General features: G+C 48.9%; 11 protein-coding genes. 8 read left to right on the top strand and 3 right to left on the bottom strand.

From position 1 onward, the window contains the following. The first annotated feature begins 27 nt into the window (after positions 1–27). On the top strand, positions 28–552 hold the full coding sequence (locus DFR60_RS09345; RefSeq protein ID WP_341457934.1) for a DUF5720 family protein: 525 nt from the start codon (positions 28–30) through the stop codon (positions 550–552). A gap of 61 nt (positions 553–613) precedes the next feature. Here the strand turns inward: DFR60_RS09345 and DFR60_RS09340 are convergent, their stop codons facing one another. Then, complete coding sequence (locus DFR60_RS09340) at positions 614–1,246, bottom strand: ImmA/IrrE family metallo-endopeptidase (RefSeq protein ID WP_167437562.1); 633 nt, start codon at positions 1,244–1,246, stop codon at positions 614–616. Between the two features lie 2 nt (positions 1,247–1,248). Then, the gene (locus DFR60_RS09335; RefSeq protein ID WP_110322661.1) at positions 1,249–1,596 is read right to left on the bottom strand and encodes a helix-turn-helix domain-containing protein; all 348 of its coding nucleotides are present in this window, start codon (positions 1,594–1,596) and stop codon (positions 1,249–1,251) included. A 333-nt stretch (positions 1,597–1,929) separates the two neighbouring features. Here DFR60_RS09335 and DFR60_RS09330 point away from each other — a divergent pair, with 333 nt between their 5' ends. Both DFR60_RS09330 and DFR60_RS31140 read left to right on the top strand, forming a co-directional pair. Further along, positions 1,930–2,208 (top strand): DUF3892 domain-containing protein, encoded by a 279-nt coding sequence (locus tag DFR60_RS09330; protein WP_243005022.1) that lies wholly within the window; start codon positions 1,930–1,932, stop codon positions 2,206–2,208. 11 nt (positions 2,209–2,219) lie between these two features. Continuing rightward, complete coding sequence (locus DFR60_RS31140) at positions 2,220–2,345, top strand: hypothetical protein (RefSeq protein WP_278321378.1); 126 nt, start codon at positions 2,220–2,222, stop codon at positions 2,343–2,345. A 116-nt stretch (positions 2,346–2,461) separates the two neighbouring features. On the opposite strand, the gene DFR60_RS09325 is transcribed toward DFR60_RS31140, so the two are convergent. Further along, on the bottom strand, positions 2,462–4,297 hold the full coding sequence (locus DFR60_RS09325; protein WP_110322660.1) for a hypothetical protein: 1,836 nt from the start codon (positions 4,295–4,297) through the stop codon (positions 2,462–2,464). A 682-nt stretch (positions 4,298–4,979) separates the two neighbouring features. Here DFR60_RS09325 and DFR60_RS09320 point away from each other — a divergent pair. The 5 genes from DFR60_RS09320 to DFR60_RS09300 all read left to right on the top strand — a co-directional run bounded on the left by DFR60_RS09320 (position 4,980) and on the right by DFR60_RS09300 (position 11,840). Continuing rightward, positions 4,980–5,372: a fimbrial protein gene (locus tag DFR60_RS09320; RefSeq protein WP_110322659.1), complete on the top strand. Its 393-nt coding sequence runs from the start codon at positions 4,980–4,982 to the stop codon at positions 5,370–5,372. 32 nt (positions 5,373–5,404) lie between these two features. Beyond that, complete coding sequence (locus tag DFR60_RS09315) at positions 5,405–6,115, top strand: hypothetical protein (RefSeq protein WP_110322658.1); 711 nt, start codon at positions 5,405–5,407, stop codon at positions 6,113–6,115. Between the two features lie 24 nt (positions 6,116–6,139). Beyond that, on the top strand, positions 6,140–7,153 hold the full coding sequence (locus DFR60_RS09310) for a hypothetical protein (protein ID WP_110322657.1): 1,014 nt from the start codon (positions 6,140–6,142) through the stop codon (positions 7,151–7,153). After that, entirely contained in the window at positions 7,154–8,530 is a 1,377-nt protein-coding gene (locus DFR60_RS09305) for a C39 family peptidase (protein ID WP_110322656.1), read from the top strand. It abuts the gene before it with no gap. 103 nt (positions 8,531–8,633) lie between these two features. After that, the gene (locus tag DFR60_RS09300; RefSeq protein ID WP_110322655.1) at positions 8,634–11,840 is read left to right on the top strand and encodes a VirB4 family type IV secretion system protein; all 3,207 of its coding nucleotides are present in this window, start codon (positions 8,634–8,636) and stop codon (positions 11,838–11,840) included. The last annotated feature ends 119 nt before the right edge of the window (positions 11,841–11,959 follow it).

The raw sequence follows: 11,959 nt of genomic DNA, 5'->3' as shown, positions 1-11,959 counted from the left end.
GTGATAAAACCGGATTGGAGGAAATATATGATAACATTGACCGAAGAGGAAAAAAGGATGATATTCCAGTTGGAGGGATGCCGCCGATATGACGCGGTACAGGAGATTGCTGTGTTGTGCCAGTATACCCGCAATCAGCACAAAAAAGAGACTGCAGAAAATCTGTTAAAGAAACTCCGTGAACTTTCAGAGGATGACTGCAAAGAGCTGATCTGTGACATTCAGAGAAATTATCACCTGCCATGGAAAGCAAGGACCGTTGGGGAGATGATTGCGGTGGCCCGGCAGGAGTCCGGTGCCCGGAAACTGGAAGGGCATGATATTATGGCACTGGAACGCTTTGACCCGGAAGTAAAGCATATGATTGTGTTTGATGTACTCTCAGGAGAATCCCCAATAGGAGATAAAGGTAGTCGAATGAGACTGTTTCTGACAGAAGCTGGATATAAAAAGGCATTGGAAAATCAAAGAAAACAGTATATACAGATCAGAAATCATGCGAGAGTAATAGTTGGAAATTTAAAGTATGATTATGCGGACAGGGAATTATAATTCATATTTTCCAAGAACTAGCAAAGAGGCGGCTATCATTTAACAGTCGCCTCTTTAATATCTAATACCAATTTTCACGTTCTCTGTCTAAATCATCATAATAATCGTCATAAAAGTATTTTGTTTTAGGTGGGTATTTCGTATCAATATAATTTGCAAATTGCATCTGCACAATATCATCATACTCGTTGGAATGTTCAAAACCATATTTGTTTAAATAGCCCATTTTCTTTTGTGCGGCTTCTTCGCTTAGACCAAAACATTCCATAAGAAAATGTACATCTATTTTATAGCCTCGTTTCGCAATGGTTTTAATAAGGACATTAGGTGCATTGGCTTGTGCCGCAAAAAAGTGCGCTTCAATTTCTTCTTTCTCACTGTGCTTTTTATGTTCACATTTAACATGACCTATTTCATGCCAAAGAGTATGTTTCATGCGTGGCCCATATTTTTCTTTATTATATAAAATTAGTGTGAGTCCTGGACGTAAACCTTTTAAAAGAAAAGCATCTTCCAATTCATGGCCCAATGTAATTTCATCCATCGAAAGCCCTGTTTTTTTAGCATAATTTTGATAACTGCTTATCATTACCCCTTTACATTTTATTTTTTTTGCCGGTATTGGAAACTCTTGTATATTCAGTTCCAATAGCGTCAAATAAGCCAATGAAGTTATTTTTGACCACTCGAACATTATCATTCCTCCTCATCTTCATCATCAAGAAGGAATTTGTCTATAGTATCATTAAATATTTTATATGCCTCTTTCCTCTTTTCCTCTGACAACTCCCCTGTCTTACGGGCTATGATAACAAATTCTTCTGGTATTTCGCTATATCCACATTTTGTTAATAATAATGCCTTATCAACCTGTAAAGCCGCAGCTAGCTTCTCCAGTGTTGCTGGATCAGGTTTAACGGCATCTGCTTCAATACGGCTGATTGTAGAATTTGTTACTCCTGCCAGTTCCGCCAGTTTTCGCTGGCTAATCTTTTTTTCAGTTCTTAATTGTACGAGGTAATGCCCAAATGATGTATTTTTCATTATAGTGGCTCCTTTCTGGAAAAATCATACCATATTTGTTCCACAAATGCAACAAAAATATGTTGCATCCGTGGAACAGATGTGCTATAATGATGTTGCATCGAAGGAACGGTGCATTGATGCAGAACAAAAAACAGCGGTATTGTGACTGGCACTCACAAACCACTGCCTTTCTGTAGCGACAATCCATTCAAAATGCAATGTCTGCTCCCTACAGTCATTTTAGCATTTTGATAGTTAAATTACAACCTCTATCATCAAAAAATAGTAGGTTTCTTATGGAAACAGCTCAGAAGAATGCTCTGTAAATAATTATTTAAGGAGGTACATTCTATGATGTACGCAAAAAAGATCAGAATGCAGAATGGCTGCAGAAACTCTAACAACACACAGGAAATCGCAGAAATCTATGTGGATGGATGCAATAATCCGGGATTTTTTCCCAAAGCTGTTCTTCACGACTTTCTGAAGACAAATCCTAACAGTATTAAAGTTAATATTTCTCCTTTTCCGTATGTTGTTCCCGCAACAAGTTATCGGGGAGAAAAGTATGTTCGTTCAGAAGCAAACGATACCATACATGACAATTTACTGAAATTACCCAGAATGTAAGGAGGTGTACTATGGCTGTTCATCACGGTGGAAAAGTTGGTGCCGCTGGCAGAAGATTAGCATCAAAATCATCAAGCAAAAGAACTAAAAGCAAAGCGGCAAAGGTATTAGTCAATCATAAAAACACAAAGCACTAAATCACTTTCGGCTAAGGGAGGTTCGAGAGCATTATCCAAAAAGCCCGTCAGGAAAACGTCTCCATGGAATCCTGACGGGCTTTTGCCGTGGGAAGCAAAAACATTTTAAATAAATATTATTCTAAGAAAAGATATTTGGGCCTTACTAAGCGGTAGCCTTCTTCTTCCGTAATCGTATTGCTTTCTTGTTCTTTATTATTTTGTTTTTTCCTTGGCTCTTCAATGAACAATTTACTGCTATAATTCTGATAAGTCGCATCTATAGAACTAAGTATATCTATAATACTGTAAGCACTGTTCTTTTCCTCGTAATATAAAATCGTTGACAGAACAGAATTTACATACCTGTATAACCGAAAACTGATATATTCCAATGAATCATCTATATCCTTTGCAGAATGAATCAGTTGGTTCCGTAGCCGATAAATATAATTCAAGTCATGCCTGATTTCTTCGTAATATTCTTTTATCGCCTTAGATGCCTTCTGTGGCTCCGTTAAGAGCATAATCAGTTCCATACATTCCCTCTCCAAAACAATGTGAAAGGATAGTTCTGAGAGTAAGGGGGCATATTTCTCTTTATCTAACAGGTAAGATATTACTTTTCTTGTGGAATAATCCTTTCCTTCTCTACAGTCTGTACAGAAAAAATCTAATGCAGGATATTTTTCCTTATATCCTTTTTTCTCCATACAATAAGTCAAGCGAGTCCAGAATATATTCAGCTTATTTTTAAGATAGAAGAGACTAAATACTTCCGGTACGATTACCCTTGCCTTTTCGATAATCGTGTATTTAGGGAACGGATGAAGAATATACTCCAACGATGACCAAAAATTCAAAAATCTGTTTTGTATGGAATAACCCTTAGCTGTATGCAGGGTATAAAGTACCCTTTCCAGTGTTCCCTTATTTTCATTAACAACAGTCTTTTCAAGCTGCAAAAAGCGTTCCATCTGTTTACGATAATTGTTATCAATATAGGACAGCATTCTTGTATTATCCACACTGCCCAATCCAATTTTATGAAAACCTGTTTCGTCCTCCCAGGCATACCATATATCGTCCCTGATAAAGTTTTGAGTAGCCTGCCACATATCAAAGAGCTGTTTGACTGACTGGAATTCCTTTCTTGCCATGTCTATAGCTTTATATGCATCAAGTGCCAGATACACTTTGGTAGCAACCTGCCACCCGTCCTGCATCCACTGATTATTGGCTGGCAAAACTTCTTCGGATACAAGTTCAAAATGCCGTCCTAACAATTCCCGCGCCCGTTCCTGCTGAGTTTCACTATCAACTTTATATTTTATAAAGATTCTGAACCCTACGGGAATTTTATTCAAATTTTTCATATCCCTGATGATTTGTTCACAATCTCCAGTCTCTACAAATCGCTTCTGCTGGTTTTTAAAATATTCTACAATATAAGCCATAGAATAACCCATATTTAACAAATCGCTAACCAGAGCTTCCATAAGGTAGTCCATATTACTGAAAACTTGTTCCTTCAATAGGCATTCTATGTAACGCTCAATCATATTTTCGGCTTCTAGCTTTTTCTTTAAAGCAACCAGATTTCTATGGATATTATGAATCTCTGGTCCTTTGCCATTTTCTTTCTCTTTTTCGCTTTCCTTCTCTCTTTTTCCGTTAGCCGGTTTCAACAGGCAATGAAGTCTGGAAAAATCATCTTTATACAGATCCAGAAGTCGGAAAGGATGTTTTTGTAACTGGGCATCCAGTCCGTCCAACAGCCCCTCATAAGAACGGTTCAGTTTACTCTGATCTAATGACATTCTCAATTCATCATAAGTGTCTATGCAGATTTCAATATATTTAAGAAGGCTCTCCTGACGCTTTTCCTCTAATGTGTGGTATGAATTATTTACCAAATCCTGAATTTTAAATATAAAATATTTTCTGCACTTTTGGATTCCGCTGTTCTCCATCTGTTTTCTCCTCGTATCTCTGCCAGAGCAGCTTTGGTACTGGCTGTTTTCCTGTATTTTTCTGCTTGACAAAGCCCTATGTATCGGTTATGATTAGAGCAGTTAAAGATACATAGACTTGAAACAGGCTACCCGGGTAGTACTCTCTTGCCTACTGTATCTTTTTAATTTTACATAATACAATTTGCTATGGCATATACTAAATTACTGGAAGATGCTTATTTTTGTGACCGGGCTGCCAGGGTAGTCCTCCTTAAATACTGCATCTTCTTTTGTATTATATCAGATATGCAGGAACCTGGGTATCTATAATTTATAAAAATGACCCCTCATATATAAGCTGTATTCTATAGTATGTTTTACAAAATAACGTTCATCTAATTTTTCTTAATATATTCCGTAATCTGTTTTTCTGGCACAAAATTGGCACAATTCCACACAAAATTGGCACGGTTCTGCTCTTTCCCCGTAAATAGAGATATGTTACACTAAATATGCTGAAAACTGTATCCAGAAGCAATCCGGGCTGGCATGGCACCTTTCCAGAGAGGTGCTTTTTTTGCGCCTTTCACCGCAATCCGGATATTCCCACCCCTGCAGCCCGGAGGAAAGAGGACCATGCCTATCTGCGGCATGGTTTTTTCTTTCCACCACCAAATCTTATTTAAAGGAGGTCCACAAATTGAGACTGAAAAACAAACTGCAGACGCCTGCCCCGGCAGGAAAGAAACCAAAATTCAGGTTCTCCCCCACAAAGGCAGCCTATTATGCCTTCCTCAGTTCCATGATGTTCCTAATGTTCACCCAGACGGCATACGCCGCGGATGTATGGACGAAGGCCACGGAGATTATGAAAGATGTCTATAACCAGATCGTGCTGATCTCCACGGTTGCCGCTATCGTCACTGCTTCGGTTGCCCTGCTGATGATGAACTTCTCCCGCTCCGGCCGCACGGTGGACGAGAGCCGGGCATGGCTGAAGCGCATCTGCATCACCTGGGCGATCTTAAACGGGCTGGGCTTCATCATGGCCTACATCACCCCGTTCTTTGCGGACGGCAAATGGAATGGATGACCGGCATCCCACACGGAAAGGAGTGATCATTTATGGGTATCTTAGACGGCATTGTGGAATGGATCGCCGAACAGGTGATGCACGGCCTTGACCTTGTCACCACTTCGGTCCTGGGGGCGCTGGGCTGCGACATGACCGTATTCCTCCGCTACTTCCCCGCCGCGGAGACCATGTATAAAGTCTTTGTGGCGCTGGCTATCGGCATCATCTTATTAAACTGGGTATGGCAGCTGTTCAAAAACTTCGGGCTGGGGGCAGGCATTGAGGCGGAGGACCCGGTGCGCCTGAGCATCCGCTCCGTCCTCTTCATCCTGCTGGCCTACTTCTCGGACGGCATCGTGGATACGGTCTTAAAGATCGGCGGCACCCCGTACCACTGGATCATGGATTCCGACCTGCCGGCTTTAAGCTTTGCCGATTTCAATTCGGTGATGCTGGCCATCATCGGCGTCTGTGCCAACGGGGCGGTGGCCCTGATCGCCCTGATCGTCGTGCTGGTGCTGGCATGGAATTACTTAAAGCTCCTTTTTGAAGCGGCGGAACGGTATGTCCTTTTAGGGGTGCTGGTCTACACGGCGCCTGTGGCTTTTTCCATGGGGGCCTCCCAGTCCACCGCTAACATTTTCAAATCCTGGTGCCGGATGTTCGGCGGGCAGGTCTTCCTCCTGCTCATGAATGCCTGGTGCCTGCGCCTGTTCACGAGCATGGTCGGGGCTTTTATTGCAAACCCGCTTTCATTATGAGAGACGAAAGGAAGGATGAAAACCATGAAAAGATATAAAAAAATATTGACTGCGGCCTTTCTGGTGGCACTCCTCCTCTGCCTGTCCTGCCAGACGACCTTTGCCTTTTCGGAGAGCGATGCCCAGGCCCAGGTGGATGCGGCGGGCCGGGAAGCGGTATCGGGCAATGTCCTGGTCTGGTTCCTGTGTGCCATCGCATTTTTAAAGGTGTCCCAGAAGATTGACTCCTTCATGTCCAGCCTGGGTGTCAACGTGGGGCATACGGGCGGTTCCATGATTGCGGAGGCCATGATCGCCGCAAGGGGCGTGGGGGCGGTCCGTAACTTTTCCCGCCAGCACTTCGGCGGCGGCTACAGCAGTTCCTCCTCCCATGTGAATGCAGGCTCCGGCTCACCCGGAAGCCCCGGCAGTCCGGGCGGATTCATGGCAGGCGGCCTTGCCGGGGTGGTCAGCCGGCAGGTCACAAACAGCGCCATCCGCACGGCTACTACCCACACGCAGGCAGACCGGCAGAGTGAACGGACTTCCAAAACCGGTATCGGCGGCTTCGCATCCGCCGTATCCGCAGGCATTGGGGGAAACATGTATGCGTCTTCCGTTGCAAAGGGCGGCGATTTTGCTAACAGCGTGATTGGCACGGTGGCGACCGGAAGCATGGCGTCCGTGGGTTCCATGACCGGGGAAAAGGCAGCCCAGGCCCTCCATTCCTACATGGGCTATGCCGCCCTGGAAGAGGGTGCACAGCATGTCCCGTCCTTTACCAATGTAGAAATCGGGGGCGGGCGCATCACCGGCACGGAGATCTCCGGGGAACACCCGGAGGGCATTTCCTTCGGCATGTACCATGCGGACCAGTACACCCCGCCGGAAGGGGCATACGCCACCGTGCAGGCCGTGGACGGCACTTCCTGGTATAAACAGTATGCGCAGGATGCCGTGGAGAAGTCACCCTATATGGCGGCAGACGGCTCTATCGCCTACAAAGAATCCATCGTGAAAAAGATGCCGCCGGCACCGAAAAGAAAGGACAGGTTATAAATGGCAGAACAACAGAAAAACGGGCTGGAAGAAGCCCTGGAAACCGGCGCATCCGCGGCACACCTGGCCAGGGGCGCCCTGAAAGCGGGAAAGGCGGTATCCGGGGCTGCAAAAGGCGCCGCTGCCGGCGGCCCCTACGGGGCTGTGGCCGGGGCGTTATGGGAAGAACGGAAATCGATTGGGAAATTTGTGGCGGCCGCCGCTGTGCTGTTGCTGCTCCCGGTGCTGTTTGTACTTATGCTCCCCGGCCTGCTCTTTGACGGCTTTTCCTCCGCTTTTTCCCCAGCAGACCCGGAAACGCCCATCCTGAACAGCGAAAATGCCCTTATAGAAAATGCCAACACCATCACCTATACCATCATCACCATCCTGGGGGAAGGCATGGAGGATGTCATGGAGCGGATTGAACGGGATTTTGCAGCCTCGGACGGGGACGGCATGGAAGTCATTAACCCTTATGAGACAAGTCCTGTATACAATGCCAACCTGTTTGTCTCCCAGTACTGCGCGGCAAAGGAAAAAGACTTCGCGGATATCTCCATTGCGGACATGGCGGCTGTCATGCGCCGGGGGAAATCCCATCTCTACTCCTACAGGCGGACGGAAGAAATCCGTGAGAAGACCGTGGAGGACCCGGAGACCGGGGAAGAGACCATCGTATCGGAGAAATGGATGATCTATACCATTTCCTACAACGGGGAGGATTACTTTGCCGACCAGGTATTCGCCCTTACGGATAAACAGAAGGAGCTTGCCGCCGATTATGCGCAGAACCTGAGCCTGTTTCTGGGAGACGGACTTATACAGAACCTGGAGAACTGGGAAGGAAACAGCATCCCCTCCCTGGGCGATGTGCGTTTCACGGACGGGGGCACGGAGGTTGTCTATTTCAACCAGCTGGATGAACGCTATGCCGGGAAGCCCTATGGCACCGACCATATCGGCGGCTACGGCTGCGGGCCTACCTCCATGGCGATGGTGGTGTCCTCCCTGGCCGGCGAGACGGTGGACCCGGAACAGATGGCCCGGTGGGCGTATGAAAACGGCTACTGGTGCAAAGGCAGCGGCTCCTACCATGCCCTGATCCCCGGGGCGGCCGCACACTGGGGGCTTGCCGTTTCCGGCTGTTCCCCCTCGGAGCCCCAGCGGATACTGGACGCCCTGGCGGACGGGAAGCTGGTGGTGGCCATCATGTCAAAGGGACACTTCACAAGCGGCGGCCACTTTATCGTGCTGCGGGGAGTGCAAGACGGGAAGATCCTGGTGGCGGACCCCGCCAGCTACCGGCGGAGCGGACAGCTCTGGGACCTTTCCATTATTTTAAACGAAGCCAGCAGACGTGTCGGCGCGGGCGGCCCCTTCTGGATCATCGGATGAGCCGCCCTGCCGCAGTCCGGCCATGAAACCTGTTTACGGACGGTTCCGCTCTGCATCTGCCCATGGCCGGAACTGACACACTGCGAAAGAGAGGTACTACTACATGAACCATCAAAATGACCATGATACCTATATCATCCCGCCGAACTTTGTAGACACGGGCACGTTTTTCGGCGGCATGTTCCGGGCAAGGAACGTGATCGAGGCTGGCATCCTGGCGGTAGTGACCGGGCTGCCAATCTTCCTGTTTCTGCCCTTTGGCCTGACCGCACGGATCATCGTGCTGTGCCTGACTACCCTGCCCCTTGTGCTGTTTGCCCTGATCGGCATATCGGGGGAAAGCCTGTCGTCCTTCCTGGTCATCTTCTTAAAATATATGAAGAACCGCCGTATCGTGGGCGGCGAAAGCCAGGAGACCATGCGGAAAACTCCCCGCTCAAAAAAAGAGAGAAAAGAACACCGGAAAGGAAAATACAGCAGTGGGGAAATTGCGGCATCAGAAAATGCTGCCCAAAATACAAAGCCGGCTGGAAAAAACACTTCCGGCAAAAATGACAGGATCGGTGGCATATCCGGCTGGAAACGCAAAGGGGAGGATGATTTTCCTGCAGAGTTCGACCAGGTGAAAGGATATGAGATACGGCAGAAGCTCCGCCCCAGCCAGACACAGAAACCCCAAAACGGCAGGACCCAGAACCCCAAAACGGGAAAAGCCGAAAAAAAAGGAAACAAAAAAACAGATACGCGGAAAGCATCTGCAAAATCCAAAAAAGCAGACCATAAAAACAGGCAGTCCGGCAGGAATCCTTCTGCCAGAAAACCGCTCCGTACACTGGAACCCCAGTTTACCCACTTAAACCCGGTGGCGGACTACCTGCCCATCCGCAAAATTGAAAACGGCATCATCTACACAAAAGACCACCGCTATGTCAAGGTGGTGGAGGTGGTCCCCATCAACTTCCTGCTCAGGAGTGCCAGAGAACAGAGGAGCATCATCTATTCCTTTGTTTCCTATTTAAAGATAAGCCCCGTAAAGCTCCAGTTCAAGGTGCTGACCCGCCGGGCGGACATCGGCCGCCACATGGACACGGTGCGCCGGGAGATGGCACAGGAGATCAACGAACAGTGCCGGCTCATGCAGGAGGACTACCTGCAGTTCATCCAGCAGATCTGTTCCCGTGAAGCGGTGACGCGCCGGTTCTTCCTGATCTTTGAATATGAACCCTGGGGGAACGCAAGGCGCACGGACGAGGAAGGGGAGGCCATCGGTTCTTTGCAGTCCGCCGTCCATACTGCATCCAATTACCTGCGCCAGTGCGGGAATGAAGTGGTGCTGCCGGACAACGAGGACGAGTTTACCATAGATGTGCTCTACAACCTCCTGTGCCGGAAGGAAAGCGCCACAAAGCCCCTCCCTGTCCGGGCAAAAGAGGTGGTGGCCCGGTATCTGGCAGACGGGAGGGAGGCGGAGATCGACCATATCCCGGCCGGGGAATTTATCGCCCCTGCAAGCATTGACTTTACCCATGGAAGGTACATCTGCATCGACGGGCTGTATTATGCCTACCTGCTGATCCCCTCGGACGGCTATAAGACCCATGTGCCGGCCGGCTGGCTCAGCCTGATGGTCAATGCCGGGGACGGGATCGACCTGGACATGTTCCTCTCCCGCCAGCCCAAGGAGCGCATCATCCAGAAGGTGGGCCAGCAGCTGCGCATCAACCGCTCCCGGATCAAGGACGCCAGCGATACCAACACGGACTTTGACGATATCGACAGCGCCATCCGGAGCGGCTATTTCCTGAAGGAGGGGCTGGCAGACAATGAAGATTTTTACTTTATGAACCTGTTAATTACCATTACGGCGCCCAATGAAGAGGACCTGGAATGGAAGGTCAGCGAGATGAAGAAACTCCTGCTCTCCCAGGACATGCGGGTATCCTCCTGCCACTTCCGGGAAGAACAGGCTTTCCTTACCGCCCTGCCCCTGGTATCCGTGGATAAAGGGCTGTATGAGCGCAGCAGGCGCAACCTCTTAACCGGGGGCGCGGCAAGCTGTTATCCCTTTACCAGCTACGAGATGTGCGATGACAACGGCATCCTTCTGGGGGTGAACAAATACAACAGCTCCCTGATCATTGTGGATATCTTCAATTCCGCCGTCTACAAAAACGCCAACATGGCAATCCTGGGGACTTCCGGCGCGGGCAAGACCTTTACCATGCAGCTTATGGCCCTGCGGATGCGGCGCAAGGGAATCCCCATTTTTATCATCGCCCCGTTAAAAGGGCATGAGTTCCACCGGGCCTGCGCCAACGTGGGAGGCGAATTTATCCAGGTCTCCCCGGCAAGCCCACACTGCATTAACGTGATGGAGATCCGGCAGGTGGACCGCACCGTGAACGAGCTGCTGGATGGCCCCGGCATCCAGCTTTCGGAACTGGCGGAGAAGATCCAGCGGCTCCATATCTTTTTCAGCCTGCTGATCCCGGACATGAACCATGAGGAGCGCCAGCTTCTGGATGAGGCCCTGATCCACACCTACAACAAAAAGGGCATCACCCATGACAACGCTTCCCTGGCTGACCCAAAAGCCCCGGGGAGATACCGGGAAATGCCGGTGCTGGGCGACCTTTATGAGATTTTAAAGAAAGCCGCTGCCACCAGGCGTCTTGCCAATATCCTGAACCGTCTGGTGAACGGCTCCGCCAGCACCTTCAACCAGCAGACCAACGTGTCACTGGACAATAAATATACCGTACTGGATATTTCCTCCCTGACCGGGGACCTGCTCACCGTGGGGATGTTCGTTGCCCTGGACTTTGTCTGGGACCGGGCCAAGGAAGACCGTACCGAGGAAAAGACCATCTTCATTGACGAGTGCTGGCAGCTCTTATCCGGCGCCGGCGCCACGGGCACGCGCCTTGCGGGGGATTTTGTCCTGGAGATCTTCAAGACCATCCGCGGATACGGCGGCTCTGCCGTCTGCGCCAGCCAGGACCTGAATGACTTCTTCAACCTGGATGAAGGGCGGTTTGGGAAAGGCATCATCAACAACTCCAAGACCAAGATCATCCTGAACCTAGAGGATGACGAGGCCATGCGCGTGCAGAGCGCCCTCCACCTCTCCGATGCGGAGATCATGGAAGTCACCCACTTTGAACGGGGCAATGGCCTGATCAGTACCAACAACAATAACATCATGGTGGAGTTCAAGGCAAGCCCCCTGGAAAAAGACCTGATCACCACAGACCGGAGGGAGTTAAAGGACATCGTGGAGCGGATGCGCCGGCAGAATGAAGCCGGATAGCATACAGGATTACGCACCATATACGCATGGATTACGCAATACTATTTTTATTACGTCTGCTGTACGCACAGATTACGCAATCAGAATACAGCCACGGCCTGATTCCCATACAGCTTTTA

Origin of the sequence: Hungatella effluvii (genome assembly GCF_003201875.1) — a bacterium.
GTDB classification, from domain to species: Bacteria; Bacillota; Clostridia; order Lachnospirales; family Lachnospiraceae; genus Hungatella; species Hungatella effluvii.
Note: the sequence above shows the minus strand (reverse complement) of the source record. Positions and strands in the feature narration are given on the sequence as shown.

What these genes read in the sequence shown, in the direction of transcription:
- DFR60_RS09345 (WP_341457934.1), top strand. Translation starts at nt 28, where the DNA reads ATGATAACATTGACCGAAGAGGAAAAAAGGATGATATTCCAGTTGGAG.
- DFR60_RS09340 (WP_167437562.1), bottom strand. Translation starts at nt 1,246, where the DNA reads ATGTTCGAGTGGTCAAAAATAACTTCATTGGCTTATTTGACGCTATTG.
- DFR60_RS09335 (WP_110322661.1), bottom strand. Translation starts at nt 1,596, where the DNA reads ATGAAAAATACATCATTTGGGCATTACCTCGTACAATTAAGAACTGAA.
- DFR60_RS09330 (WP_243005022.1), top strand. Translation starts at nt 1,930, where the DNA reads ATGATGTACGCAAAAAAGATCAGAATGCAGAATGGCTGCAGAAACTCT.
- DFR60_RS31140 (WP_278321378.1), top strand. Translation starts at nt 2,220, where the DNA reads ATGGCTGTTCATCACGGTGGAAAAGTTGGTGCCGCTGGCAGAAGATTA.
- DFR60_RS09325 (WP_110322660.1), bottom strand. Translation starts at nt 4,297, where the DNA reads ATGGAGAACAGCGGAATCCAAAAGTGCAGAAAATATTTTATATTTAAA.
- DFR60_RS09315 (WP_110322658.1), top strand. Translation starts at nt 5,405, where the DNA reads ATGGGTATCTTAGACGGCATTGTGGAATGGATCGCCGAACAGGTGATG.
- DFR60_RS09310 (WP_110322657.1), top strand. Translation starts at nt 6,140, where the DNA reads ATGAAAAGATATAAAAAAATATTGACTGCGGCCTTTCTGGTGGCACTC.
- DFR60_RS09305 (WP_110322656.1), top strand. Translation starts at nt 7,154, where the DNA reads ATGGCAGAACAACAGAAAAACGGGCTGGAAGAAGCCCTGGAAACCGGC.
- DFR60_RS09300 (WP_110322655.1), top strand. Translation starts at nt 8,634, where the DNA reads ATGAACCATCAAAATGACCATGATACCTATATCATCCCGCCGAACTTT.